This is a genomic window from Streptomyces sp. NPDC048331, assembly GCF_043201215.1.
GTDB lineage: Bacteria > Actinomycetota > Actinomycetes > Streptomycetales > Streptomycetaceae > Streptomyces.
In genome coordinates this window covers 1-24,560 of the sequence record NZ_JBICYT010000058.1, presented here as the reverse complement: position 1 = coordinate 24,560, position 24,560 = coordinate 1, and the positions used below count along the sequence as shown (strand labels likewise).

Here is a 24,560-nt window from a genome sequence, read left to right as displayed (position 1 = left end):
ACCCGGACCGGTCGGACCCGGTCGGGCCCGGTCGGGCCGGGTTACGCCGGGACGCGCGGGAAGCGGGCCTGGAGGGTCCAGACGGCCGGGTTGTCGGCGAGGCCCTCGTGCATGTCGATCAGGTCGGCGACGAGGTCGTGCAGGAAGTCGCGGGCCTCGCGGCGCAGCAGGCGGTGGCTGAAGGTCAGCGGGGCTTCCTCGGCCGGCATCCAGTCCGCCTCGACGTCGACCCAGCCGAAGCGGCGCTCGAAGAGCATCCGGTCCGTGGACTCGGTGAAGTCGAGCTCGGCGTACTGCCGGTTGGCGGAGCGGTTGCCGCGGGGGTCCTTGTCGAGCTGCTCGACGATGTCGCACAGCGCCCAGGCGAAGTCCAGTACGGGCACCCATCCCCAGGCTGTGGACACTTCCCGGTCCGCGGTGGTGTCGGCGAGGTACACGTCCCCGCAGAACAGGTCGTGCCGCAGGGTGTGGACGTCCGCGGAGCGGTAGTCGGTCTGCGGGGGGTCCGGGAAACGCCGGGAGAGGGAGTAGCCGATGTCGAGCACGTAGCTGATGGTGTCACGGGTGCCGGGGCCGTTCACCTCCGGTGTCAGGGCAGGAGGCGCTGTTCCTTGGCGACGGAGACGGCGCCCGCGCGGGTGTCGACGCCGAGCTTGTCGTAGATGCGGCCCAGGTGGGTCTTGACGGTGGCCTCGCTGATGAACAGGGCGCGGGCGATGTCGCGGTTGCCCAGGCCCCGGGCCAGCTGGCCGAGGATGTCGAGTTCGCGATCGGTGAGGGTGGGCCGGGTGCCGCGCATGTGGGCCATGACCCGGCTGGCCACCGGCGCGGACAGGGTGGTGCGGCCCTGGGCCGCGGAGTGGATGGCGGCGAAGAGTTCCTCCGGGCGTTCGGCCTTGAGGAGGTAGCCGGTGGCGCCGGCGCCGATCGCGCGGGTGATGTCCGCGTCGGTGTCGTAGGTGGTGAGGACCAGGACGTGCGGGGGTGCGGGGAGCGCCGTGATGCGGCGGGTGGCCTCGACGCCGTCGATGCCCTCGCCCAGCTGGAGGTCCATCAGGACCACGTCGGGGCGGAGCTTCGCGGCGAGGGCGACGGCTTCCTCTCCGCTGCCCGCCTCGCCGAGGACTTCGATGTCGGGCTCGCTGCCGAGCAGGGCCAGGAGTCCGGCGCGGACCACCACGTGGTCGTCGCAGAGGAGGATCGTGGTCATGGGGCCGGCTCCAGGGGGATGGCCGCGGAGAGGACGGTGCCCTCGCCCGGCGTGGATTCGATCGTCAAGGTGCCGCCGAGCTGGCGGACGCGGGCCCGCATGGCGGGGAGGCCGTGCCCGCGTCCGGCGGCGGCGGTCCGGGAGCCGGAGGCGGCGCGGGGTTCGGTGAAGCCGTGGCCGTCGTCGGCGATGTCCAGGACGACCTGGTCGCCCAGGAAGCTCAGGGTGAGTGCGGCCGTACGGGCGCCGGAGTGCTCGCGGACGTTGGCCAGCGCGCCCTGGGCTATGCGCAGCAGGGCGGACTGGACGCGGTCGGGGAGTGGGGCCGGGGTGCCTTCGAGGTGGAAGCGGACCTCGATGCCCGGGCCGGCGCCGAGTGAGCGCAGGGCTTCGGCGAGGCCGGCGCCGTCGGCGAGCTCGGACGGGGCCAGGTCGTGGACGAGCCGGCGGGCTTCGGCGAGGCCGTGGGCGGCGATGCCGGTGGCGGTCCGGACGTGCGCGCGGGCGGTGGCCGGGTCGGTGTCCCAGGTGCGGTCCGCTGCCTGGAGCAGCATCTGCTGGCTGGACAGGTTCTGGGCGAGGGTGTCGTGGATCTCCATGGACAGCCGCTGCCGTTCGGCGAGGGTGCCCTCGCGGCGTTCGGTGGCGGCCAGCTCGCGGCGGGTGCGGATCAGGTCGTCGATGAGGGTGCGCTGGGCTTGGGCCTGGCGCTCCATGTGGACGAAGACGGCGGTGGCGAGGGCGGCGACGGCGGGCGGGGCGAGGAGGAGGTTGGGGTCGAAGGCCTTGGCCAGCTGGAGCTGGGCGATCACCACGAAGGTGGTGAGGAGGGCCACGAGGACGACGGCGGCCCGCGGCGGGAGGGTGCGCAGGGCGGTGAAGAACAGCGGTACGGCGCACCAGGCGAAGCTCGGCGCGAGGACGACGAGGACTGTCCAGGTGGTGACGACCAGGCCGAGCCACAGGAGCCGGCGGGCGGTGGGGGCGGCGCCGAGGGCGGGGCCGAGTACGTAGAGCAGGGCCAGGGTGATGCTGAGGGCGATGATCCACGGGGTGCGGGGTTCGCCGGGGTGGCGCAGCAGGAAGCGGACCACGGAGGCACCGAGGAGCAGGAAGAACGCGGTGTGGGCGACGGTGGTCAGCGTGCGGGTGTCGTCGCGCGGCGGGGCGGGGTGGCTCACCGGTGCTCCTGGTTTGCGGGGACGCGTCCATTGTTGCCTGCGGCGCCGTCGCCGGGGCTCCGCCCCGGACCCCCGCGCCTCGAACGCCGGCGGGGCTGGGATGGTGCCGGGGTGTGTGACCAGCCAATACCTCGCCGGAGGCGGAGCGCATCGACCGATCGGATGACCCGGGGGTCAGCCGGTGCGGTGGGTGGGGCGAGCCGGTACGGGGACGGGGCGCGGGGGGTTTCGGGCCGAGGCTTGGAGCAGTGAAGGAGCCGGTCCGACCGGCCCGATGCCACCGTTCTCAGGAGCAGAGATGAAGACCCGCACCCGCGTTCTCACCGTTACCGCCCTCGCCGTCGCCCTGGGCGCCGGAACCTTCGGTGCCGTGAGCGCCGGCGCGACCCCCGCCTCCGACGCCGCGTCGGCGTCCGTCGCCTCGGTCGCCTCGAAGAAGGACGGGCCGAGCGACAAGAACTTCACCACGACGACGCACCTCACCGTCGACGCCGCGACCCGTGCCGCCCAGGCCGCGCTGAAGGCCGCCGAGTCCGAGAACCAGAAGGTGACGGTCGCCGTCGTCGACCGCAACGGCAACACCATCGTCACCCTGCGCGGTGACGGCGCGGGCCCGCAGTCCTACGAGTCGGCCGAGCGCAAGGCCTTCACCGCCGTGTCCTGGAACGCCCCGACCTCGGTGCTCGTGGGCCGCCTCGCCCAGACCCCGAACCTGAAGGACATCCCCGGCACCCTTTTCCTCGGCGGTGGCACCCCGGTCCAGGCGAACGGCGCGCCCGTCGCCGGCATCGGTGTGGCCGGTGCCCCGAGCGGCGACCTGGACGAGAAGTTCGCCAAGGCGGGCGTGGACGCGCTCGCCAAGTAGTCCGGAAACAGCCCGTCACGTGGTCCGGCAAGTGATCGATGGAGCCCGCCCCGCCTAGGATCGAGTGCGTGGAACTCCGTACTCTGTCCCGCCTCGCCGCCCCTGCCGTCGCCGCCCTGCTCGCCCTCACCACGGGGTGTACGGGGGACACGGTGCAGGGGCGGCCGGGTGCGTCGGGGCTGCGTGATCCGTATTTCCCCCGGGCCGGGAACGGCGGTTACCAGGTCGACCACTACGCCCTGGATCTGGACTACGACCCCGCCGACGGGCAGCTGCACGGCACGGCCGTGATCACCGCCCGCGCCGAGCAGGCGCTCAGCTCCTTCAACCTGGACCTCAGCGGCCTGAACGTCAAGGGCGTGACCGTCCAGGGCGAGGGGGCCCGGTACAACCGGACCGGCAACGAGCTGACGGTGCGCCCGGCCGAGGACCTGAAGAAGGGCGAGGTCTTCCGTACGGAGGTCGACTACAGCGGGAAGCCGAAGGCCCTGGCGGATCCGGACGGCGCCGAGGAGGGCTGGATCACCACGGAGGACGGCGCGGTCGCCGTCGGTGAGCCGGTCGGTTCGATGACCTGGTTCCCCGGCAACCACCACCCGAGCGACAAGGCTTCGTACGACATCACCATCACCGTTCCGCGCGGCTACGAGGCGGTGTCGAACGGCGAGCTGCGGTCCCGTACGGAGGGCACGGACGGGCGGACCGTGTTCGCGTGGCACAGCCCGGAGCCGATGGCGAGCTATCTGGCGACCGCCGCTGTCGGGCGGTACAAGGTGACGACCGGGCGGACGCCTTCGGGGGTCGGCCTCTACAGCGCCGTGGCTCCGGCGGAGGAGGCGGCGAGCGCCGGTCCGCTCGGGCGGCTGCCGGAGATGGTGGAGTGGGGCGGCGGGAGGTTCGGCCCGTACCCCTTCGCCTCGACGGGTGCGATCGTGGTGCCCGCCGGGACCCTCGGCTACGCGCTGGAGACCCAGGGGCGGCCGGTCTACTCCGGCGCGCCGAGCGAGGATCTCGTGGTGCACGAGCTCGCGCACCAGTGGTTCGGCGACTCGGTGTCGCCGAAGTCCTGGAAGGACATGTGGCTCAACGAGGGTTTCGCGACCTACGCCGAGTGGCTGTGGACCGAGGACCACGGAGGGCCCACGGCGCAGGAGCGCTTCGAGGCCTTCCTGACCGGTGACACGGACGTCGACGAGGACGCCGACAAGGACTGGGCCGCGTTCCCGCCGGCCGCCCCGCCCGGGCCCCAGGACATCTCCGCGGATCCGGTGTACTACCGCGGTGCGATGGTCCTGCACCGGATCCGGCAGGAGGTGGGCGACGAGAGGTTCTTCGCCCTGGTGCGCGGCTGGGCCGAGGACCACCGGCACGGGAACGCGAGCACGGCCGACTTCACCGCCTACGCCGAGGAGAAGACGGGGCGGGACCTGAAGAAGATCTGGGACGTGTGGCTGTACGGGAAGGGCCGGCCCGCCTAGTGCCGTGACCGGGTTGCGTCACGTGGTTCCGCCCCCGGGTTCTGCCGCCGGGTTCCGCCACGGGGTTCCGTTACGGGGCTTCGAGCGGCTTGCGCAGCACGGTGCAGTCGCGGCCCAACTCGCGGTCCTTGGCCCGGCGCAGGGGGAGGTACCCCTGGGACTGCCAGAAGGCGAGGGCCTCGGGGTTGTTGTCCAGTACGGCGATCCGTACGCCCGCGCGTCCGGCGGCGCGGAAGCGGTCCTCGACCAGGGTGGCCACGGTGCGGCCGTATCCCTCGCGGTGCGCGGTGGCGTCGATGAGCAGCAGGCCGATCCACGGGTCCGGGTCGTCGGCGGCGGGTGCCCGTGTGAGGGTGGCGGCCAGCCCGACGAGGCGGCCGGCGGACCGGGCGAGGAGCACCTCGGCGCTGTCGTGGGCCAGTTCACCGGCGAGCGCGGCGGCGACCTGCTCGACCGTGATGCGGTCCGGGTCGGGGAAGTCTCCGCTGAGTTCGAAGAACGCGTGGTTCGTCGAGTAGAGGGCGGCGATCTCGGTGAGCACCGGGCCGGGAAGGGCGCCGTCGACAGGGACGAGCGGTTGCAGGATCACCTACCGAACGGTAGCGAAGCCCCCTCCCCGGACGGCCGGGAGGGGGCTTCGCCACAGCGTCGATGTCCGGCGGGTGGGTGCCGGACCTCGCGGTATCAGACGTTGACGCCGAAGTCCTGCGCGATGCCGGTGAGGCCGGAGGCGTAACCCTGGCCGACGGCGCGGAACTTCCACTCGGCGCCGTTGCGGTAGAGCTCGCCGAAGACCATGGCGGTCTCGGTCGCCGCGTCCTCGGAGAGGTCGTAGCGGGCGATCTCGGCGCCGCCGGCCTGGTTCACGACGCGGATGTACGCGTTGCGGACCTGGCCGAAGTTCTGGCTGCGGGCCTCGGCGTCGTAGATGGAGACCGGGAAGACGATCTTGTCCACGTCGGCCGGCAGGCCGGCGAGGTTGACGTTGATGGCCTCGTCGTCGCCCGCGCCCTCGCCGGTGCGGTTGTCACCGGTGTGGACGATGGTCTGGTCCGGGGTGGACTTGTTGTTGAAGAAGACGAAGTGGCCGTCGGAGACGACCTTGCCCGTCGGGTTGACCGCGATCGCCGAGGCGTCGAGGTCGAAGTCGACACCGGTCGTCGTACGGACGTCCCAGCCGAGGCCGACCGTGACGGCAGCGAGGCCCGGGGCCTCCTTCGAGAGCGAGACGTTGCCGCCCTTGGACAGGCTGACAGCCATGGGAATGTCCCTTTCCTCATCCAACATGCACGTACAGGCGGTCAAACTACCGCTGCCCCCTATAACGCGACGAGAGGCCGGTCGGGTTCCCGTCGTGAATTGTCCGTGACCTCGAATCCTCGCGGGCCGCGGCGCGGGCCGAATGCGGAGGGCGTAAATACGGGTGACGGCGGCCGGGGCGGGGGCGGATCATAGGGGCATGCCTGGTCCCTATGTCATCCGCGGTTCGGTCGTGCTCCCCGAGGGAGAGCTCGCCTGGCGGTTCTCGCGATCCTCGGGGCCCGGCGGTCAGCACGTGAACACCTCGGACTCGCGCGCGGAGCTGCTGTTCGACCTGGCGGCCACCAAGGCGCTGCCCGAGGTGTGGAAGGAGCGGGCGCTGGAGCGCCTCGCGGCCAGGCTGGTCGACGGGGTGGTGACCGTCCGGGCCTCCGAGCACCGCTCGCAGCTGCGCAACCGGGAGATGGCGCTGGTCCGGTTGGCCTCGTTGCTGGCCGAGGCGACGGCGCCGCCGCCGAAGCAACGCCGGGCGACGAAGATCCCGCGCGGGATCAACGAGCGCCGGCTGCGTGAGAAGAAGGCGCGGGCCGAGACCAAGCGCGGCCGGACGGGCCGGGACTGGTAGCCTCCGGCCGTGCCCGTCTTACGTGTCGTACCCGCCCCGCGGGCCTTACGTGCCCAGGTGCCGGTAGCGCCCGCGGAAGTACGTGAGGGGCTGCCCGTCCGGGGACGGCAGGCCGGCCGTCAGGACCCGACCGACCACCAGGGTGTGGTCGCCCGCCTCGACGCGGTTCTCCGTACGGCATTCCAGGGTGGCCAGGGCGCCGCTCAGCAGGGGTGCGCCGGAGGCCTCGCCGCGTACGTACGGCAGATCGGCGAAGAGCAGCCGGTCGCTGATGCGGCCCTTCATCGCGAAGCGGCCCGCCACCTGGAGTTGGTGGTCGGCGAGGACCGACACCGCCCACAGGGGCTGTTCCGCCAGCAGGTCGTCCATCCGGGAGCCCTCGCGCAGGCTCACCAGGACCAGCGGCGGGTCCAGGGACACGGACATGAAGGCGGTGGCCGTCATCCCGACGTCCTCGCCGCGCGGGCCGTCCGCCGTCAGCGGGGGCTCGTGCGCGGTGATCAGGCACACGCCCGCCGCCAGCCGGGACATCGCGGCCCGGAACTCGTCATTGCTCACTCCCTCAGCATGGGGGCTTCCTTGGGACACCGTGGGTACGGGGGTCGTCTTCAGCACGTCGAAACGCTAATCTCGCCCTTCCGCGTCGCACATCGGGCCCTGGTCCGAGTCGCGTCCCCGCCCCTTGGCCTAGGCCCGGGCGTATCGTTTGCTCTCGGGAATGTGAGGGAGCGCTCCCAGCCATGCACGACCCCACAGCGCACCGATATTCACCTGATGTGACTTGAGTCACAGAGGGCAAGATTTGTTGACCCTGTGTACCTGCCGCACAGCTCACTGTGATTCAGTGGACGGGACACCGCAACGAAACGCCGATGACAAACCTGGAGTTGCTGTCGAGGTCTCGGGGAGAGCGAGCAATGGAGACCGAGTCGGAGCCGTACGTCCGTCTTGCGACCCTGCGGCAGCTGCACCGGGTGGTGGCCGAGCTCAATACGGCCCGGAGCCTGGCGGACACTCTGCAGACCGTCGTGGACGGCATCGTCGTGGGCCTCGGCTACGAACTCGCCTGTGTCAACCTCGTTCGCCCGGACGGTGATCTCGTCGTCGCCGCCTTCGCCGGCGACCCCGCCGCGGAGGCCCTCATCACCGGCCGGGTCGGCTCCCGCGCCTCCTGGGAACGCCGCCTGACGATGGGTGAGAACTGGGACGGGCTCAGGTTCATCCCGCACACCGAGGGCTGGGTCCTCATGGAGGACGACGTCCCCCAGTGGCACACCGACGGGCCCGATCCGCGGTTCGAGGACGAGTGGCACCCCGAGGACCGGCTCTACGCACCCATGTATGCGTCCGGCGGGGAACTTCTGGGTGTCATTTCGGTGGACAGACCGCGCAACGGCCGCCGGCCCGGCGCCTGGGGCCGCGAAGCGCTCCAGATGTACGCCTTTCAGGCGGCGATTGCTATCAGCAATGCCAGGCTCCGGGCGAACATGCAGCGGGCCCTCGTCCGCCTGGAACGCGAGCAACAGGCGCTGCGGGCCAGTGAAGAGTCGTTCCGCCAGGCCTTCGAGTACGCGCCCAGCGGCATGGCCATCGCCGAGATGGGCGGGGACCAGCACGGCCGGCTGCTGCGGACCAACGACGCGCTGTGCCGACTGCTCGGCCGGCCCGCCTCCGTGCTGCGCCGCTACTCCTTCTCCGACCTGGTCCACCCCGAGGACATCGGCACCCTGCTGCGCACCTCCGCCGAGGGCGGCCGCGCCGAGCTGCGCCTGGGCCGCCGCGACGGCACGTATGTATGGGTCTCGCTGCGCAACTCCGTCGTCGCCGACGCCGCCGACGGCCCGCGGTTCCTGCTCACGCACGTCGAGGACATCGAGGAGCGCAAGCGGCACGAACTCCAGCTCGCCCACCGCGCCAGCCACGACTCGCTGACCGGCCTGCCCAACAGCGCCGAACTGCGGGCCCGGCTCGGCGCCCGGCTGTGCCGTAGGCCACAGTCCGTACGGGCCAGCGCCATCGAGGCGCTGGACGCGGCCTTCGAAGGGCGTGACGGATACGACGGCCACGCGGCGCACGGGGGCCACGCGGCGCACGCCGGGCACGACGGCCACCCGGTGGGGGCGGAGGCGGGTGGTGTCGGTGAGCACGGGTTCCACGCAGACGGCCCCGACCGGTACCCGGGGGCCGATCCCTTCGAGTTCCCCGGGGCGCCGCCCGCGCCGTCGGACGGTCCGTACGACCACCACGTACACACGGTGGCGCCCGCCACGGACATCGACGACGGGACGAAGGGGCTCGCGGTCCTCTTCTGCGACCTGGACGGCTTCAAGTCGATCAACGACCGGTTCGGGCACCACACGGGCGACGCGGTCCTGATCGAGGTTGCCCGACGGCTGACGACCGGCGTCAGGGACGGTGACACCGTCGCCCGGCTGGGTGGTGACGAATTCGTCGTCCTGGCCGACGGGCTGGGCGCCGCCGACGCCGCCGACCTCGCCGTGCGGCTGCGCAACGCGATCATCCCGCCGATCCGGGTGGACGGCCGTGCGGTGCGGGTCGGGGCCAGTTTCGGTATCGGATGGGCCAGCTGCGGGATGTCGGCCGACGAGGTTCTGCGCTCTGCCGACCAGCGGATGTACATCGAGAAGCGATCCCGGTCGAAGGCCCACCGTCGGGCGGGATGAGGCGGTCTCCCGCCCGTGGGCGCACCTGTTCGGGGTAGGCTCCCGTGGGTCGAAAGGAGTGACCTGCGATGACGACGCCCGCGAACGGCCCGCACGGTGGGGCGAACAAGCCCGAGGACGACGATCCGTTCGGCTACCTCTACGAGGACGGCCAGGCGGCCGGAGCCGCCCCGCCCACATCGGGCGGTGGATACGGCTACCCCGGTGCGTCGGGCGGCGGTCACCACGGTCCCCAGCCGGGCGTCCCGCGTACCTCGCACCACCAGGTGCGTACGGTCGGTGAGCGGAGGAACGGCGGCCAGCGCGGCCCCGTTCCGCACCAGCAGGGCCACGCGCAGCAGGCTCCTGGCTACCAGGCCCAGTACCAGGCCCCGGAAGCCCTCCAGGCCGGCGGCTACGCCGCTGCGCCGCAGCAGACGCAGACGGTCCCGCAGCCGGGCGGTCACGGCGGCGGTCACGGCGGCGGTCGTGGCGCCGTTGGCGGGTCCAGCCGTCGCGGTCTGCTGATCGCGGCCGTCGCCGTGGTCGCGGTGGTCGTGATCGGTATCGTCGCGGCCCTGCAGTTCGGCGACAAGGACAAGGGCAAGGAACAGCCCTCCGCCGACGACGGCCAGCAGTCGGCGGCCCCCCAGAACCCGGCCAGCCCGGCCCCGAGCAGCTCGAAGCCCTCGCAGGCTCCGCTGCCGAAGGGCGAGGCGGCCGGTGCGGGCATGGTGCTGACCGGTGGTGCGCGGCTGGAGAGCACGGTGCCCGGCTCGAAGAGCTCGGGCGGCCAGTACGTCGCCGGCTTCAACCAGCAGGGTGCGGCGCTCACCTGGACGGTGGACGTGCCGGAGGCGGGCGAATACACGCTGTTCGTCAACTACGGCGTTCCCGGCAAGGACGGCAAGGCGACCCTCACGGTCAACGGCCAGAGCCCGAACCAGTCGTTGAACCTGGCCAACTTCGCCAAGGCGGCGGACGGCGCCTGGGACAAGGGCTGGACGCGCACCTTCGCGTTCATCAACCTCAAGAAGGGCACGAACGCGATGAAGATCTCGTGCGAGCCCGGCAACCAGTGCGACGTCGTCTTCGACCAGTTGGAGCTGGCTTCGGGCCACGTCAGGCGCTGACCGCGCCGACGGCGGGGACGGACGCCCCGGAACGCATCAGGCTCTGTCGCGCAGGTGCGGCAGAGCCTGATTCCGTGGTGCGTGGGGCCGGTCGGCGCTCGGCGCGCCGTCGGTGGTGGGCGCGGGGTCGTCAGGCGCTTTCGGTGACGCGTACGGCGGCCCGTAGTTCCTCGTAGACGCCCGGGTCGAACGCGCCCGCCGTCGGGGCGAGGACCGTGGCCGCCGAGAGGGCGACGGCGCGGCTGAGGCGCTCCGGCCAGTCCAGGTCCTCCGCGAGCGCGGACAGCAGGCCGGCGACCGCGGAGTCACCGGCTCCGGTGGGGTTGCCGGACAGTCGGCGCGGCGGGGTCGCCTGCCAGGAGCCGTTCGCGGTGGCGGCCAGCAGGCCGTCCGGGCCGAGCGAGGTGACCACCGCGTGGGCGCCCCGGCGGCGGGCGTCGCGGGTGGCGGGGAGCGGGTCACGGGATCCGGTGAGCTCGGCCAGTTCGGCGGCGTTCGGCTTGATGATCTCCGGGCGGGCGGCGACCCCGCGGCGCAGGGCCTCTCCGCTCGTGTCCAGCAGGACGGGCACCCCGGCCGCCCGGGCCGCCCGTACGAGCAGTGCGTACGCGCCCACCGGCACGCCCGGCGGGAGGCTGCCGCACAGGGCGACGGCGCGGGCGCCGCGCACCAGGTCCTCGTAGTGGGCGAGGAACCGGGACCACTCCGTGGCGGTGATCAGCGGGCCCGGCTCGTTGAACTGCGTGGTGTCGCCGGAGGCCGCGTCGGCCACCGCGACCGTGCGGCGGGTGTTGCCGGAGCAGGGGACCAGGGCGTCGACCACCCCCGGGGACCGTGCGAGCAGCCCCCGTACGACGGAGCCGACCGGGCCGCCCGCGAAGCCGGTCGCCGTCACCTCGTGGCCGAGGGCCGCCAGGACGTGGGCGACGTTGATCCCCTTGCCGCCGGGGCGTTCGGTGACGGCGGAGACCCGGTGCGAGGCGTGCGGGAGCAGGCGCGGCACTTGGTACGTGACGTCGAGCGCGGTGTTGAGCGTCACGGTAAGGATCATGGGCACTCCCGGGTCTGATGCTGCCGGGATCATGCCAAACACACGGCGGTCGGCCCAGTCCTCGGGCCGGCCGTTTTCCGTGTGTGCGGCCGCTCGGCCGTCAGATCGGCGGTCAGGAGGGCGGGTTGACGATCCATTCGCCGCGCCGCATGACGCCCTTGAGGTCGAACGCGGCGTCCAGCACGACGAGGTCCGCGTACTTGCCGGGCTCCAGCGAGCCGATCTCGTCGTACAGGCCGATCAGCTTGGCCGGGTTGGCGGAGATCGCCTGGACCACGGACTCCACGGGCAGCTTGTCGAGGGTCACCGAGCGCTTGAAGGCGGTGTCCAGGGTCAGCGTCGAGCCGGCGATGGAGCCGCCCTCCACCAGCCGTGCCACGCCGTGCTTGACCTCGACCTCCAACGGGCCGAGGTGGTAGGTCCCGTCGCCGAAGCCGGCCGCGTCCATCGCGTCGGTGATCAGCGCGACGCGGTGCGCGCCCGCGTGGTGGAAGGCCAGTTCCAGGGCCGCCGGGTGCAGGTGGGTGCCGTCGTTGATGAGCTCGACGGTGATCCGCTCGTCCTCCAGCAGCGCGGCGATCGGGCCGGGTTCGCGGTGGGCGAGGGGCGGCATCGCGTTGAAGAGGTGGGTGGCCACGGTCGCGCCCGCGTCGATGGCGGCGCGGGTCTGCTCGTACGTGGCGTCGGTGTGGCCGATCGCCGCGATGACCCCGTGCTCGGCGAGCAGCCGTACGGAGTCCAGGCCGCCCGGCAGTTCGGTGGCGAGGGTGAACATGCGGGCGGCGCCGTGCGCGGCGTCGATCAGCTTGCGGACCTCGGCCGGGTCGGGGTCGCGCAGCAGGTCCTCCTTGTGCGCGCCCTTGCGGCAGGGGTTGATGAACGGCCCCTCGAAGTGGATGCCGGCGATCTCGCCCTGCTGCGTCAGCTCGGCGAGCAGGGCGGCGCGGCGGGCCAGTTCGTCCAGGTCCCCGGTGACGGTGGAGGCGACCAGGGTGGTGGTGCCGTGCTCGCGGTGGGTGCGCACGCCTTGGAGGACGTCCTCGGCGGTGCCGGAGGTGAACGAGGCGCCGCCGCCACCGTGGTTGTGCATGTCGACGAAGCCGGGGACGATCCAGTGCCCGGACAGGTCGACGGTCCGTGCGCCCTCGTGGGCGCTGCCGGCGATCCGGTCGCCGTCGACGATGACCCTGCCGTTGGCCACCGTTCCGGTGGGCAGCACCACCCTGGCGCCCGAAAGAACGGTGCTGTGAGCGCTTCCGGACATCAGGCAGGTACCTCCGTGGCGAGTAGGTCCCAGGCGAGCAGCCCTGCGCCCAGGCATCCGGCGGTGTCCCCGAGGGCCGCCGGCACGATGTGGGGGAGCCGCTGGAACGTCACGCGCTCCTCCACGGCCGTCCGTAGTGGTGTGAACAAGGTTTCCCCGGCCTCCGCGAGCCCGCCACCGATGATCAGCGTGCGCGGGTCCAGCAGGGTGATGGCGGTGACGAGTCCGTCGGCGAGGGCGCCGACGGCGGCCAGCCAGACCTCCTGGGCGCGCGGGTCCGCCGAGGCGACGGCCTTGGCGCAGTCCGCGGCGTCGGCCTCGGGGTCGCCGGAGGCGGCCGCCCAGGCGCGGCTGACGGCCGCGGCGGAGGCGAGGGTCTCCAGGCAGCCGTGCTGGCCGCAGCCGCACGCGGGGCCGCCCGGGCGGACCACGATGTGTCCGATCTCGCCCGCGTAGCCGTGGGCGCCGGCCTCGATGCGGCCGGCGATGCCGATGGCTCCGGCGATGCCGGTGCCGAGCGGGACGAACAGGAAGCGGTCGGCGCCCCGGCCGGCGCCGATGCGGCCTTCGGCGAGTCCGCCCGTGCGCACGTCGTGGCCGAGGGCGACGGGGATGCCGCCGAGTCGGCTGCTGAGCAGCGCGCGCATCGGTACGTCGCGCCAGCCCAGGTTCGCCGCGTAGACGGCGATGCCGTTCTCGGCGTCGACGATGCCCGGGACGGCGACGCCGGCGGCCGAGGCGGGCCGTCCGAAGCGTTCCCGGCCGGTGTCGAGCAGCTCGGCGGCGAAGTCCTGGATCGTCTCGACGACGGCGTCGGGGCCCCGCTCGCGGCCGGTGGCCCGGCGCGCTTCGTGGAGCAGGGTGCCGTCGTCGGCGACGAGGGCGGCCTTCATCCCGGTGCCGCCCACATCGAGGGCGATGACGTGTTTCACGGATTTCACAGAGACAGTCTCGCGTGCTCGGCAGGGAAAGGTCTAGTCCAATGAGGGAGATTGTTGAGCGGCCATACAAATCCGGGACCCCAGGCGAGGCCCCGATGTGGACGAGCCGCCAAAGTGGTGTAGACCTTACGTGGATCGTACGTACAAGAAGGGTGGATGGAGAACTGTGAAGGGCCGTTACCTGAGGCTGGCCGCTTCCGGCGCCGCGCTGTGCCTGACCGCTGTGACGCTGACGGGCTGCGGAGCCATCGGCGGACTCACCGGAGACAACGAGGTGACCCTGCGGGTCGTGGCGGCCGACTACGGGGACAATCCGCAGAACTCCTCCGAGGCGTACTGGAAGGACCTCGCCACGGGCTTCGAGAAGGCCAACCCGGGCACCAAGGTCGAGGTCAGCGTCTACTCCTGGTCCGAGGTCGACGCCAAGGTCGCCGAGATGGTCAAGGCCGGCAAGGCCCCCGACATCGCCCAGATCGGCGCCTACTCCGACTACGCGGCCGCCGGCAAGCTGTACTCGGCGGAAGAACTGCTCTCCGTGAAGACCGAGGCCGACTTCCTCGGCCCGCTCGCCGACGCGGGCAAGGTCAAGCAGGTCCAGTACGGCATGCCCTTCGTCTCCAGCACCCGGCTGCTCTTCTACAACGAGAAGCTGCTCGCCGACGCCGGCGTGATCGGCAAGGACGCCAAGGGCTGGCAGCCGAAGACCTGGGCGGACCTCGAAGCCGCCGCGAAGAAGCTCAAGGCCGCCAACGTGCCCACCCCCTTCGCGGTACCGCTGGGCCGCGAGGAGGCGCAGGCCGAGACGATGATGTGGATGCTCTCGGGCGGTGGCGGCTACACCGACAACGAGGAGTCGTACGCGATCGACTCCGCCCCCAACGTCAAGGCGCTGGAGTTCCTGCGGGACAAGATGGTCGGCCAGGGCCTGACCGGACCCGTGGAGCCCGGCAAGCTGGACCGGCAGGCCGCCTTCGACGGCTTCACCAAGGGCGAGGTCGGCATGCTCAACGGGCACCCGACGCTGCTCAAGCAGGCCGCGGCCAAGGGCGTCAAGTTCGGCATGGTGCCGCTGCCCACCGCCGACGGCAGCGACCAGCCCGCGATGGGCGTCGCGGACTGGGTCATGGCCTTCAAGAACGGCCACCGCCAGCAGTCCGGCAAGTTCCTGGACTTCCTGTACCAGCCGAAGAACGTGACGGCCTTCACCGAGAAGTACGACCTGCTGCCCGCCACCACCAGCGGCTACCAGGCCAAGCAGTCCGCCACCGGCGGCTCGTCCGCACAGCTGAAGCCCTTCCTGACGGCACTGCCCAGCTCCCGGCTGTACCCGGTCGGCAAGAAGTCCTGGGCGGGCGTCAGCGAGGACATCAAGCAGAACATCGGCAAGACCGTCCAGCCCGGCGGACAGCCCGCGAAGGTCCTGGAGCAGATCGCCACCGCCGCCCGCGCGTCCGACCCGCGCTGACCGGTGGCGGCGGGCCGACTGTCGGAGCACGGCGTTAATCTGGCGGTATGACGGACGAGGGGCGGCTGACGGCCACGGAGGTCGCGGTGCTCGCGTACGAGGGACGCACCTGGCCGGGACCCGGAGCCAAGGAACGGGCCATACGGGAAGGGCTGGGGATGTCCCCCGTCCGCTACTACCAGCTGCTCAACGCGCTCATGGACGACCCGCGGGCGTTGGCCCACGCCCCGGGCACGGTCAACCGGCTGCGCAGGATCCGCGAGGCGCAGCGAGCCCGGCGATAGCCGTAGCCGTCACCCGGCCGGCCCGTTAGGGTCGTGCGTATGGGGAGCCATCCGCACGACCTGCCGATGCCCGTCACCGCTGCCGGACGCGAGGGCCTCGAAGCCCTCCTCCGCACACCTCGCCGGTCCGTGGTCGCCCTGGACTTCGACGGCACCCTCGCCGACATCGTCCCGGACCCGGACCAGGCCAGAGCCCACCCCGGAGCCGTCCCGGCCCTGTCCGCACTCGCCCCCGAGGTCGACTCGGTGGCCGTGATCACCGGCCGGCCGGCGGGCGTCGCCGTCCGCTACGGCGGCTTCGCCGGGGTCCCCGGCCTGCAGCACCTGGTCGTCCTCGGCCACTACGGAGCCGAACGGTGGGACGCGGTCACCGGCATCGTCCACGCGCCCGCCGAGCACCCCGGGGTGGCGGCGGTCCGGGCGGAGCTGCCGGGGTTCCTGGACTCGATCGGGGCCTGGCGCGGTACCTGGATCGAGGAGAAGGGCCGGGCGCTGGCCGTGCACACCCGGCGGGCGGAGGACCCGGCGGCGGCCTTCGCGGCGCTGCGGGAGCCGCTGACCGAGTTGGCCGCCCGGCACGGGCTGATGGTCGAGCCGGGGCGGGCGGTGCTGGAGCTTCGGCCGCCGGGCATGGACAAGGGCGTCGCCCTGACCGAGTTCCTGGCGGAGCGGGACGCGGAGGCGGTGCTGTACGCGGGCGACGACCTGGGTGACCTGGCGGCGTTCGCGGCGGTGGAGAAGGGTCGTACGGACGGCCTGCCGGGGCTGCTGGTGTGCAGTGGCTCCGCGGAGGTTCCCGAGCTCGCCGCGCGGGCCGACCTGGTCCTCCCGGGCCCGGGCAAGGTCGCCGCCTTCCTGGCCACCCTGGCCGAGGTCATCCGGACCTGACCGTCCGCTGCGGGGGCGCTGCCCCCGAACCCCCGCGCCTCAAACGCCGGCGGGGCTGGATTTTCCAGCCGTCCGGCGTTTGAGGACCGGGTCCGGGCAGAGCCCGGATTTTCCGCCTCGCCGGCGTTTGAGGCGCGGGGTCCGGGGCGGAGCCCCGGCTCAGGTCAGGGCCGACAGCTGGGCCTCGAACCAGGCGGACGGCGGGAGGGCCGTCGCGGCAGCGGAGAGCCGCTTCGTGCGTTCCGCACGCTCCGGCATCGGCATCGCCAGCGCGGCGTGCAGCGCCTCCGCCGTCGCCGTCACGTCGTACGGGTTCACCGTCAGCGCGTCCTGGCGGAGCTCCTCGTACGCCCCCGCCCCGGTGGACAGCACCAGCACGCAGCCCGCCTCCGACACCACCGGGATCTCCTTGGCCACCAGGTTCATCCCGTCCCGCACCGGATTCACCAGCGCCACGTCCGCCAGCCGGTACGCCGCCAGGGAGCGCTCGAAGTCGTCCTTCACCGACACCAGCACCGGCTGCCACTCCTCCGTCCCGAACTCCGCGTTGATCTCCGCCGCCAGCTCCGACACCGCCGCCGTGTAGTCCCGGTACACCTTCAGGTCCTGCCGCGAGGGGTACGCCGACGCCAGGTGCACCACCCGCCCCCGCCACTGCGGGCGCTCCGTCAGCAGCTCCCGGTAGGCCAGCAGACCGCGCAGGATGTTCTTCGACAGCTCGGTGCGGTCCACGCGGACGATCGTCCGCAGGCCGTCCACCTCCGCCCGAAGCTCCGCCAGCTTGGCGTCCACCGCCGGCCGGTGCGCCAGCGCCCGCAGTTCGTCCCCGTCCACGCCCAGCGGGTACGCCCGCACCTGTGTGGTGCGCGTCGGCCACACCGAGTAGCGCTGGTGCTCGACGACCGCGCCCTCGCGCACCTCGGACCGCCCCCACGCGTCGTCGAGCCGCGCCGACCCCAGGAACTCGGCCGCCCACGCCTCGGTGTGGAAGCCGAGTACGTCGGCGCCGAGCATGCCCCACAGCAAGGTCTCGCGGACCACGTCGGGCAGCATCGCGAGATAGCCCGGCGCGGCCCACGGGGTGTGCGTGAAGTGCGCGATCCGCAGGTCGGGACGGAGCACCCGCAGCAGTCCGGGCACCAAGGCCAGGTGGTAGTCCTGCACCAGCACCCGCGCGCCCTCCGCGGCCTCCTCGGCCAGGGCGTCGGCGAAGGCCTGGTTGTAGCGCTCGTAGGACTCCCACCGCCGGCGGAACTCGGCGTCGAAGACCGGCTCGCGCGGGACGTCGTACAGGTGGTGGTGCGTGAACCACAGCACGGAGTTGGCGATGCCGTTGTACGCGTCGTCGTACATCGTGGGATCGATGTCCAACATCCGGACCCCCGGCTCGGCGACGCCCCGGCGGACCGCCTCCCGGTCCGCGTCCGACAGCGCCGCGCAGATCCACACGGCCCCCGGCTGCTCGGCGAGGGCCGCGGACAGTCCGGAGACGAGACCGCCCCCGCCGCGCCGGGCGCTGAGCGACCCGTCCTGGGCGAGGGCGTAGGAGAGGGGGCCGCGGTTCGCCGCTACGAGTACCTGGGAAGCCATGCGGGCAACCTAGCCCGGTACGAGCCCGCTCAAACCGTACGTTCCCTCACGCCACGCGCCGCAGCGCGTACTCCGCGACGCCCGCCATCGGCGGCCGTTCCTCGGTGTCCACCGGGTACGTCCGCGGTACGAAGCCCTGCGGGCCGCGCTCGAACTGCGTGAGCTCCGGCCGAACGAGGTGCCCGCGCGAGAGCCGTACCTGGGCGGTGCGGTAGATCGCCGCGGCCATCCGGCCCAGCGCCTGCCCGTCCTGGTGACGGTGGAGCCGTACGCCCACGTCCACCTGGGCGAGCGCGTCCAGCCCGACCGTGTGCAGGGCGTCGACGAGCAGGCCCAGCTCGACGCCGTACCCGACGGGGAACGGCAGCCGTTCCAGCAGGGAGCGGCGTACGGCGTACTCGCCGCCGAGCGGCTGGACGAAGCCCGCCAGCTGGGGCCAGTGGAGGTTGAGGAGGGGGCGGGCGACCAGCTCGGTGACCCGGCCGCCCTGGCCGGGGCTGTCGCCCAGCGGCCGGTCGTACATCGCCTTGACGAAGTGCACGTCGGGGTCGGTCAGCAGCGGTCCGACGATCCCGGAGACGAAGGAGGCGGAGAAGTCCCGCAGGTCGGCGTCGACGAAGCAGACGATGTCCCCGTCGGTGGCCAACAGCGAGCGCCACAGCACCTCGCCCTTGCCGGGCAGTGCCGGCAGGCGCGGCAGGATCTCGTCGCGGTGCACCACCCGGGCGCCGGCCTTCGCCGCGACCTCCGCGGTGCGGTCCCTGGAGCCCGAGTCGACGACGACCAGCTCGTCGACCAGCGGCACCGGCGGTCCCTCGATCAGCTCACGCCGGATGACCTCGACGATCGCGCCGACCGTCGCCTCCTCGTCCAGCGCGGGCAGCACGACGCTGACCGTGGTCCCGGCCGCCCGTTTCCGGTCGAGCAGCTGGTCGAGCGGTCGGTCGGCGGCGGACCAGGAGCGGTCGGCCAGCCAGCGCTCCACCTCTTCCAGCACCCTCAGCACTCCCTGCGTGTCGGCGATATCCGCCGTTATGTGATCCATCTCGCGGTTCGGACGGCTGTCTCAACAGCCCGAGCCTTCGGTTACAGTCTTGAACAACGCGAAGGACCACCGCATGCCGGGGGTCCCCGCGTACAAACGCACCGGCGCGCCAGAGAGCGCGTGTGCCGGTGCCATACCGCTCATCCAGAGGGGCAGAGGGACACGGCCCGTTGAAGCCCCGGCAACCCTCCAGTCGGTTCTCGCGATCGCGCATTCAGCGACGTCAGCGAGGTCCCCGGCTAGGGAAGGTGCCAATTCCGTCTCATGGCGAAGTGCGCCATGGGGAAGATGAGGAGAAAGGGCCTCGCCATCATGGCTGCACAGACTGTCGCCACCTCTGCCCACCTCGGTTCCGTCGACCTCGGACCCGCCACCGGCCTCTCCTGTCGCGAGTGCGGTACCCGCTTCGAACTCGGCCCCATCTTCGCGTGCGCCGAGTGCTTCGGACCGCTGGAAGTCGCCTACGACCTCCCGACCGGCGACCCCGAGGCCCTGCGCGCCGCGATCGAGGCCGGCCCGAACAACATCTGGCGCTACGCACCGCTGCTGCCGGTCCCCGCGGACGTGGCGTCCAAGCCCAGCCTGAACCCCGGCTTCACCAAGCTGGTGGACGCGGCCAACCTGGCCAAGGAACTGGGCATCACCGGCAAGCTCTACATCAAGGACGACTCCGGCAACCCGACGCACTCCTTCAAGGACCGCGTCGTGGCCATCGCCGTCGAGGCCGCCCGCGCCTTCGGCTTCACCACCCTGTCCTGCTCCTCCACCGGCAACCTGGCCGGCGCCGTCGGCGCCGCGGCCGCCCGGGCCGGCTTCCGTTCCTGCGTGTTCATCCCGCACGACCTGGAGCAGGGCAAGGTCGTCATGGCCGGTGTGTACGGCGGCGACCTGGTCGGCATCGAGGGCAACTACGACGACGTCAACCGCTTCTGCTCGGAGCTCATCGGCGACCCGCTGGGCGAGGGCTGGGGCTTCGTCAACGTCAACCTGCGCCCCTACTACGGCGAGGGCTCCAAGACGCTCGCGTACGAGATCTGCGAGCAGCTCGGCTGGCAGCTGCCCGACCAGATCGTCATTCCGATCGCGTCCGGCTCGCAGCTCACGAAGATCGACAAGGGTCTGCAGGAGCTCATCAAGCTCGGCCTCGTCGAGGACAAGCCGTACAAGATCTTCGGCGCCCAGGCCGAGGGCTGCTCCCCGGTGTCCACCGCCTTCAAGGCCGGTCACGACGTGGTCCGCCCGCAGAAGCCGAACACCATCGCCAAGTCCCTCGCGATCGGCAACCCGGCGGACGGCCCGTACGTCCTGGACATCGCCCGTCGCACCGGCGGTTTCGTCGAGGACGTCAACGACGAGCAGGTCGTCGAGGCCATCAAGATCCTCGCGCAGACCGAGGGCATCTTCGCCGAGACCGCGGGCGGTGTGACCGTCGGCGTGACGAAGAAGCTCATCGAGAACGGGCAGCTCGACCCGACGCTGACCACCGTCGTCCTCAACACCGGTGACGGCCTCAAGACCCTGGAGGCGGTGGCCGCGGACAGCGGACAGACCGCCACCATCCGCCCGAGCCTGGACGCGTTCCGCGCCGCCGGCCTGGCCTGACCACTTCCCCTCCGCTCTACCGGAAAGGCAGTAGCGCCATGAGCGTCAACGTCCGCATCCCCACCATCCTGCGCACCTACACCGGCGGCGTCGCCGAGGTCCCGGCCGAGGGCGCGACCCTCGCCGAGGTCATCGAGTCCCTGGAGAAGAACCACCCGGGCATCGCCGCGCGCGTCCTGGACGACCAGGGCAAGCTGCGCCGCTTCGTGAACGTCTACGTCAACGACGACGACGTGCGCTTCGAGGGCGGGCTGCAGGCGGCGACGCCGGACGGCGCCGGCGTCTCGATCATCCCCGCCGTCGCCGGCGGTTGCTGACACGCGCAAACCGTAATTGCCCCCTCCGCTAAAAGCGGAGGGGGCAATTCTGCTTGATTGGGCGCGGTAAGGTTGGGGAAGTCCCCTCCGCTGTTCTTGCCCCCTGCATATGAACGGGCCGCGCAAGGGTCGACATCGGGCCAACATGCGAGTGCGGTATGGGGCTTTGGCGAGATATGTCAGGCCCGAGTTGCCCGGGAGTATGGCAAATTTTCACTCTATTTCAATGTTTCCCGGTGTCCAGAATTCTCATCGGATTGACCTGTTGCAGACAGCATCCGCGCAGATACATTCAGCCTCGGTCGACGCGTTCCGACGCAAGTTCTGACCCGGGATCGTGAAGTGCGTTCCTGCGCAAGGGCCAGTAATAGGGGAGTTAGGCATGGCTCAGGGCACCGTCAAGTGGTTCAACGCGGAGAAGGGCTACGGCTTCATCGCGGTCGACGGTGGTGCGGATGTGTTCGTCCACTACAGCGCCATCCAGATGGACGGGTACCGCACCCTTGAAGAGGGTCAGCGGGTCGAGTTCGAGATCTCGCAGGGCCAGAAGGGTCCGCAGGCGGACATGGTCAAGCTCGCACTCGGCTAGTCCTGGAGCGATCGACCACCGACGCACAGTCTTCATCGAAGACCTGGAACACCACGAGGGGCCCACATCCTGGACACGGGATGGGGGCCCCTCGTGCGTAGGCCCGGCAGTGGCGGGGTCTTGCCCCAAGCCGCTTGCACTCGGGGGGGTCGAGTGCTAATCATTGGCGTTAGCACTCTCCTGGTGAGAGTGCTACTGAAACGAGGACCGGGTCGGTGAGGCCCGCAGGGTCCGGTGGGAAGGAACCGCCGGGCACGCAGGCCGTCCGTCGCGGGCGCGGGCGCGGTCCGGAGCAATCCACCGCTGTCCGGGAGGACCACTTCAGATGGCCAAGATCATTGCGTTCGACGAGGAGGCCCGCCGCGGCCTCGAGCGTGGGATGAACCAGCTCGCCGACGCCGTCAAGGTCACCCTTGGCCCCAAGGGTCGCAACGTCGTCCTTGAGAAGAAGTGGGGCGCCCCCACGATCACCAACGATGGTGTCTCCATCGCCAAGGAGATCGAGCTCGAGGACCCGTACGAGAAGATCGGCGCCGAGCTGGTCAAGGAAGTCGCCAAGAAGACGGACGACGTCGCCGGCGACGGTACGACCACCGCCACCGTTCTCGCCCAGGCGCTCGTCCGCGAGGGTCTGCGCAACGTGGCCGCGGGTGCGAACCCGATGGCCCTCAAGCGCGGTATCGAGAAGGCCGTCGAGGCCGTTTCCGCCGCCCTGCTGGCGCAGGCCAAGGATGTCGAGACCAAGGAGCAGATCGCTTCGACGGCCTCCATCTCCGCCGCCGACACCCAGATCGGCGAGCTCATCGCCGAGGCCATGGACAAGGTCGGCAAGGAAGGCGTCATCACCGTCGAGGAGTCCCAGACCTTCGGTCTGGAGCTGGAGCTCACCGAGGGTATGCGCTTCGACAAGGGCTACATCTCGGCGTACTTCGCCACCGACATGGAGCGCATGGAGTCGTCCCTCGACGACCCGTACATCCTGATCGTCAACTCCAAGATCGGCTCGGTCAAGGACCTGCTGCCGCTCCTGGAGAAGGTCATGCAGTCCGGCAAGCCGCTGCTGATCATCGCCGAGGACGTCGAGGGCGAGGCGCTCTCCACCCTCGTCGTCAACAAGATCCGTGGCACCTTCAAGTCCGTCGCCGTCAAGGCCCCGGGCTTCGGTGACCGCCGCAAGGCCATGCTCGGTGACATCGCCATCCTCACGGGCGGCACGGTCATCTCCGAGGAGGTCGGCCTCAAGCTGGAGAACGCCGGTCTCGACCTGCTCGGCCGCGCCCGCAAGGTCGTCATCACCAAGGACGAGACCACCATCGTCGACGGTGCCGGTGACAGCGACCAGGTCGCCGGTCGCGTGAACCAGATCCGCGCCGAGATCGAGAACTCCGACTCGGACTACGACCGCGAGAAGCTCCAGGAGCGCCTCGCGAAGCTGGCCGGCGGCGTGGCCGTCATCAAGGCCGGTGCCGCGACCGAGGTCGAGCTCAAGGAGCGCAAGCACCGCATCGAGGACGCCGTTCGCAACGCGAAGGCGGCCGTCGAGGAGGGCATCGTCGCCGGTGGTGGCGTGGCGCTGCTGCAGGCCTCCGCGGTCTTCGAGAAGCTGGAGCTCGAGGGTGACGAGGCGACCGGCGCCAACGCCGTGAAGCTCGCGCTGGAGGCCCCGCTCAAGCAGATCGCCGTCAACGGTGGTCTCGAGGGTGGCGTCGTCGTCGAGAAGGTGCGCAACCTCCCGATCGGTCACGGCCTGAACGCCGCGTCCGGCGAGTACGTCGACATGATCGCCGAGGGCATCATCGACCCGGCGAAGGTCACGCGCTCCGCGCTGCAGAACGCCGCGTCGATCGCCGCGCTGTTCCTGACGACCGAGGCCGTCATCGCCGACAAGCCCGAGAAGGCCGGTGCCCCCGCGGGCGGCGGCATGCCGGGTGGTGACATGGACTTCTGATCCACCCCTGGCTCCGGCCACCGGTAGATCGGCTGTTCTCGAACGAGGGCGGCACCCCGCGAGGGGTGCCGCCCTCGGGCGTTTCCGGGGCGGGCCGAGGGTGGGTAGTCCACATAGGCTGGGTGCATGGCTGATCTCTTCGTCAAGATCTGCGGGCTGCGGACCGCGCACGATGTCGACGTGGCCGTGGCCGCCGGGGCCGATGCCGTCGGATTCGTCTTCGCGCCCGGGAGTCCGCGGACCGTGGACGCCGTCGCCGCGCGGGAACTCGCCGCACAGGTGCCGGACCGGGTGCTGACCGTCGGGGTGTTCCGGGGGCAGTCGGTGGCGGAGGTGCGCCGGTTCGCCGAGGAGAGCGGGGTGCGCGGGGTGCAGCTGCACGGCGAGGAGGGCCCGGAGGACTTCGCGGCGCTGCGCGCCGAGGGCCGGACCCTGCTGCGGGCCACCGCCGAGCACGTGAAGCGCTGCGGTGAGTACGGCGAGGACCTGCTGCTGCTGGACGCGCCGGACCCGGGCTCCGGCAAGCCGTGGAACTGGGGCGCGGCGGACTTCACCGCGCCCGAGGGACGGTGGCTGCTGGCCGGCGGGCTGAACCCGGGCAATGTGCGGGCGGCGCTCACGGCGACCGGGGCGTGGGGCGTGGACGTGTCCAGCGGGGTGGAGCGGGAGCGCGGCGTGAAGTCGCCGGAGCGGATCCGAGCCTTCATCGAGGCGGCCCGCGGCTGACCCCTGCGGGGTGCTCGGCGGTGTGCGGCTCGGCTCCGCCTGGCCCCTGCGGGGTGCTCGGCGGTGTGCGGCTCGGCTCCGCCTGGCCCCTGCGGGGTGCTCGGCGGTGTGGGGCTCGGCTCCGCCTGGCGGTGTGCGGTGCGGTGCGGTGCGCTTGGCGGTGCGGCGCCGTTGCCGGGGCGCTGCCCCGGACCCCGCGCCTCAATCGCCGGCGGGGCTGGGATTTGCGGGCCCGTGCCTTGGCGTGCGGCGGGGCGGGGCTGGGTTTGGCGGGCCTGTGTCTTGGTGTGCGGGTTTGGCGGGTCGGTGGCTGATAGGGGTCGGGGGGGGGGGGGGGGGGGGGGGGTGGGGGGGGCGGGGGGGGGGGGGGGGGGGGTGGGCGGGGGGGGGGGGGGGGGGGGGGGGGGGGGGGGGGGGGGGGGGGGGGCGGCGCCC

General features: G+C 71.7%; 24 protein-coding genes and 1 riboswitch. Of the genes, 13 read left to right on the top strand and 11 right to left on the bottom strand.

All coding sequences use genetic code 11. The features are described from left to right. Positions 1–41 precede the first annotated feature (41 nt). Genes ACGFYY_RS39310 through ACGFYY_RS39300 form a run of 3 tightly spaced genes read right to left on the bottom strand, consistent with a single transcriptional unit; the run spans position 42 to position 2,391 of the window. A complete protein-coding gene (locus tag ACGFYY_RS39310; RefSeq protein WP_365278334.1) occupies positions 42–545 on the bottom strand; it encodes a hypothetical protein in 504 nt (167 codons plus the stop codon). A gap of 44 nt (positions 546–589) precedes the next feature. Further along, complete coding sequence (locus ACGFYY_RS39305) at positions 590–1,210, bottom strand: response regulator transcription factor (protein WP_365278300.1); 621 nt, start codon at positions 1,208–1,210, stop codon at positions 590–592. Then, positions 1,207–2,391 carry a sensor histidine kinase gene (locus ACGFYY_RS39300; protein WP_393717046.1) on the bottom strand — a complete coding sequence of 395 codons (1,185 nt, stop codon included), beginning with the start codon at positions 2,389–2,391 and terminating at the stop codon, positions 1,207–1,209. Before ACGFYY_RS39300 ends, ACGFYY_RS39305 begins: the two co-directional genes overlap by 4 nt. A 298-nt stretch (positions 2,392–2,689) precedes the next feature. Here ACGFYY_RS39300 and ACGFYY_RS39295 point away from each other — a divergent pair, with 298 nt between their 5' ends. Both ACGFYY_RS39295 and ACGFYY_RS39290 read left to right on the top strand, forming a co-directional pair. Then, a complete protein-coding gene (locus tag ACGFYY_RS39295) occupies positions 2,690–3,256 on the top strand; it encodes a heme-binding protein (protein WP_365278305.1) in 567 nt (188 codons plus the stop codon). Positions 3,257–3,294: 38 nt separating this feature from the next. Continuing rightward, entirely contained in the window at positions 3,295–4,734 is a 1,440-nt protein-coding gene (locus ACGFYY_RS39290; RefSeq protein WP_393717043.1) for a M1 family metallopeptidase, read from the top strand. Positions 4,735–4,804: 70 nt separating this feature from the next. On the opposite strand, the gene ACGFYY_RS39285 is transcribed toward ACGFYY_RS39290, so the two are convergent. Further along, positions 4,805–5,323, bottom strand: a complete 519-nt coding sequence (locus tag ACGFYY_RS39285; RefSeq protein ID WP_393717041.1) for a GNAT family N-acetyltransferase — start codon at positions 5,321–5,323, stop codon at positions 4,805–4,807. A 95-nt stretch (positions 5,324–5,418) separates the two neighbouring features. After that, positions 5,419–5,994, bottom strand: coding sequence for a TerD family protein (locus ACGFYY_RS39280; RefSeq protein ID WP_030009238.1), 576 nt, complete (start codon positions 5,992–5,994; stop codon positions 5,419–5,421). Positions 5,995–6,193: 199 nt separating this feature from the next. Between ACGFYY_RS39280 and arfB the strand changes: the two genes are divergently transcribed. Beyond that, positions 6,194–6,619, top strand: a complete 426-nt coding sequence (gene arfB, locus ACGFYY_RS39275) for an alternative ribosome rescue aminoacyl-tRNA hydrolase ArfB (RefSeq protein ID WP_030727527.1) — start codon at positions 6,194–6,196, stop codon at positions 6,617–6,619. A gap of 45 nt (positions 6,620–6,664) precedes the next feature. Here arfB and ACGFYY_RS39270 read toward each other — a convergent pair whose 3' ends face one another. After that, on the bottom strand, positions 6,665–7,234 hold the full coding sequence (locus ACGFYY_RS39270) for a flavin reductase family protein (RefSeq protein WP_365278312.1): 570 nt from the start codon (positions 7,232–7,234) through the stop codon (positions 6,665–6,667). A gap of 302 nt (positions 7,235–7,536) precedes the next feature. Here ACGFYY_RS39270 and cdgB point away from each other — a divergent pair, with 302 nt between their 5' ends. Further along, positions 7,537–9,303: a diguanylate cyclase CdgB gene (gene cdgB, locus ACGFYY_RS39265; RefSeq protein ID WP_393717038.1), complete on the top strand. Its 1,767-nt coding sequence runs from the start codon at positions 7,537–7,539 to the stop codon at positions 9,301–9,303. 68 nt (positions 9,304–9,371) lie between these two features. Next, on the top strand, positions 9,372–10,415 hold the full coding sequence (locus ACGFYY_RS39260; RefSeq protein ID WP_393717036.1) for a CBM35 domain-containing protein: 1,044 nt from the start codon (positions 9,372–9,374) through the stop codon (positions 10,413–10,415). Positions 10,416–10,545: 130 nt separating this feature from the next. Here ACGFYY_RS39260 and ACGFYY_RS39255 read toward each other — a convergent pair whose 3' ends face one another. The 3 genes from ACGFYY_RS39255 to ACGFYY_RS39245 all read right to left on the bottom strand — a co-directional run bounded on the left by ACGFYY_RS39255 (position 10,546) and on the right by ACGFYY_RS39245 (position 13,662). Then, complete coding sequence (locus ACGFYY_RS39255; protein ID WP_365278320.1) at positions 10,546–11,466, bottom strand: 1-phosphofructokinase family hexose kinase; 921 nt, start codon at positions 11,464–11,466, stop codon at positions 10,546–10,548. Positions 11,467–11,578: 112 nt separating this feature from the next. Further along, positions 11,579–12,730 (bottom strand): N-acetylglucosamine-6-phosphate deacetylase, encoded by a 1,152-nt coding sequence (gene nagA, locus ACGFYY_RS39250; protein ID WP_393717034.1) that lies wholly within the window; start codon positions 12,728–12,730, stop codon positions 11,579–11,581. Further along, positions 12,730–13,662 carry an ROK family protein gene (locus ACGFYY_RS39245; protein WP_393717069.1) on the bottom strand — a complete coding sequence of 311 codons (933 nt, stop codon included), beginning with the start codon at positions 13,660–13,662 and terminating at the stop codon, positions 12,730–12,732. The genes nagA and ACGFYY_RS39245 overlap by 1 nt, the downstream gene beginning before the upstream one ends. A 175-nt stretch (positions 13,663–13,837) precedes the next feature. On the opposite strand from ACGFYY_RS39245, the gene ACGFYY_RS39240 reads away from it, so the two are divergent. Genes ACGFYY_RS39240 through otsB form a run of 3 tightly spaced genes read left to right on the top strand, consistent with a single transcriptional unit; the run spans position 13,838 to position 16,308 of the window. Then, positions 13,838–15,136, top strand: a complete 1,299-nt coding sequence (locus tag ACGFYY_RS39240; protein WP_365280105.1) for an extracellular solute-binding protein — start codon at positions 13,838–13,840, stop codon at positions 15,134–15,136. Between the two features lie 47 nt (positions 15,137–15,183). Next, the gene (locus tag ACGFYY_RS39235) at positions 15,184–15,420 is read left to right on the top strand and encodes a DUF3263 domain-containing protein (protein WP_365280108.1); all 237 of its coding nucleotides are present in this window, start codon (positions 15,184–15,186) and stop codon (positions 15,418–15,420) included. A gap of 39 nt (positions 15,421–15,459) precedes the next feature. Next, complete coding sequence (gene otsB, locus ACGFYY_RS39230; protein ID WP_393717031.1) at positions 15,460–16,308, top strand: trehalose-phosphatase; 849 nt, start codon at positions 15,460–15,462, stop codon at positions 16,306–16,308. Positions 16,309–16,467: 159 nt separating this feature from the next. On the opposite strand, the gene ACGFYY_RS39225 is transcribed toward otsB, so the two are convergent. Both ACGFYY_RS39225 and ACGFYY_RS39220 read right to left on the bottom strand, forming a co-directional pair. Continuing rightward, positions 16,468–17,898, bottom strand: a complete 1,431-nt coding sequence (locus ACGFYY_RS39225) for a trehalose-6-phosphate synthase (protein ID WP_393717029.1) — start codon at positions 17,896–17,898, stop codon at positions 16,468–16,470. Between the two features lie 46 nt (positions 17,899–17,944). Next, a complete protein-coding gene (locus tag ACGFYY_RS39220) occupies positions 17,945–18,895 on the bottom strand; it encodes a glucosyl-3-phosphoglycerate synthase (protein WP_393717067.1) in 951 nt (316 codons plus the stop codon). A gap of 185 nt (positions 18,896–19,080) precedes the next feature. Beyond that, positions 19,081–19,238, top strand: a riboswitch (SAM riboswitch). A 17-nt stretch (positions 19,239–19,255) separates the two neighbouring features. On the opposite strand from ACGFYY_RS39220, the gene thrC reads away from it, so the two are divergent. The 5 genes from thrC (at position 19,256) to ACGFYY_RS39195 (ending at position 24,125) form a co-directional block, all read left to right on the top strand. After that, positions 19,256–20,545, top strand: coding sequence for a threonine synthase (gene thrC / locus ACGFYY_RS39215; protein ID WP_393717027.1), 1,290 nt, complete (start codon positions 19,256–19,258; stop codon positions 20,543–20,545). Positions 20,546–20,583: 38 nt separating this feature from the next. Continuing rightward, positions 20,584–20,862, top strand: coding sequence for a MoaD/ThiS family protein (locus ACGFYY_RS39210; protein WP_033223628.1), 279 nt, complete (start codon positions 20,584–20,586; stop codon positions 20,860–20,862). Positions 20,863–21,244: 382 nt separating this feature from the next. Then, complete coding sequence (locus ACGFYY_RS39205; protein WP_030009783.1) at positions 21,245–21,451, top strand: cold-shock protein; 207 nt, start codon at positions 21,245–21,247, stop codon at positions 21,449–21,451. A gap of 325 nt (positions 21,452–21,776) precedes the next feature. Beyond that, the gene (gene groL, locus ACGFYY_RS39200) at positions 21,777–23,399 is read left to right on the top strand and encodes a chaperonin GroEL (protein WP_150257994.1); all 1,623 of its coding nucleotides are present in this window, start codon (positions 21,777–21,779) and stop codon (positions 23,397–23,399) included. Positions 23,400–23,525: 126 nt separating this feature from the next. Then, complete coding sequence (locus ACGFYY_RS39195) at positions 23,526–24,125, top strand: phosphoribosylanthranilate isomerase (RefSeq protein ID WP_393717024.1); 600 nt, start codon at positions 23,526–23,528, stop codon at positions 24,123–24,125. Positions 24,126–24,560: the final 435 nt, after the last annotated feature.

Bases quoted from the DNA above. Each gene is read 5' to 3' on its own strand.
- ACGFYY_RS39305 (WP_365278300.1), bottom strand. From the start codon at position 1,210: ATGACCACGATCCTCCTCTGCGACGACCACGTGGTGGTCCGCGCCGGA.
- ACGFYY_RS39295 (WP_365278305.1), top strand. From the start codon at position 2,690: ATGAAGACCCGCACCCGCGTTCTCACCGTTACCGCCCTCGCCGTCGCC.
- ACGFYY_RS39290 (WP_393717043.1), top strand. From the start codon at position 3,295: ATGGAGCCCGCCCCGCCTAGGATCGAGTGCGTGGAACTCCGTACTCTG.
- ACGFYY_RS39280 (WP_030009238.1), bottom strand. From the start codon at position 5,994: ATGGCTGTCAGCCTGTCCAAGGGCGGCAACGTCTCGCTCTCGAAGGAG.
- arfB (WP_030727527.1), top strand. From the start codon at position 6,194: ATGCCTGGTCCCTATGTCATCCGCGGTTCGGTCGTGCTCCCCGAGGGA.
- cdgB (WP_393717038.1), top strand. From the start codon at position 7,537: ATGGAGACCGAGTCGGAGCCGTACGTCCGTCTTGCGACCCTGCGGCAG.
- ACGFYY_RS39260 (WP_393717036.1), top strand. From the start codon at position 9,372: ATGACGACGCCCGCGAACGGCCCGCACGGTGGGGCGAACAAGCCCGAG.
- ACGFYY_RS39255 (WP_365278320.1), bottom strand. From the start codon at position 11,466: ATGATCCTTACCGTGACGCTCAACACCGCGCTCGACGTCACGTACCAA.
- nagA (WP_393717034.1), bottom strand. From the start codon at position 12,730: ATGTCCGGAAGCGCTCACAGCACCGTTCTTTCGGGCGCCAGGGTGGTG.
- ACGFYY_RS39235 (WP_365280108.1), top strand. From the start codon at position 15,184: ATGACGGACGAGGGGCGGCTGACGGCCACGGAGGTCGCGGTGCTCGCG.
- otsB (WP_393717031.1), top strand. From the start codon at position 15,460: ATGGGGAGCCATCCGCACGACCTGCCGATGCCCGTCACCGCTGCCGGA.
- ACGFYY_RS39225 (WP_393717029.1), bottom strand. From the start codon at position 17,898: ATGGCTTCCCAGGTACTCGTAGCGGCGAACCGCGGCCCCCTCTCCTAC.
- thrC (WP_393717027.1), top strand. From the start codon at position 19,256: ATGGCTGCACAGACTGTCGCCACCTCTGCCCACCTCGGTTCCGTCGAC.
- ACGFYY_RS39210 (WP_033223628.1), top strand. From the start codon at position 20,584: ATGAGCGTCAACGTCCGCATCCCCACCATCCTGCGCACCTACACCGGC.
- ACGFYY_RS39205 (WP_030009783.1), top strand. From the start codon at position 21,245: ATGGCTCAGGGCACCGTCAAGTGGTTCAACGCGGAGAAGGGCTACGGC.
- groL (WP_150257994.1), top strand. From the start codon at position 21,777: ATGGCCAAGATCATTGCGTTCGACGAGGAGGCCCGCCGCGGCCTCGAG.
- ACGFYY_RS39195 (WP_393717024.1), top strand. From the start codon at position 23,526: ATGGCTGATCTCTTCGTCAAGATCTGCGGGCTGCGGACCGCGCACGAT.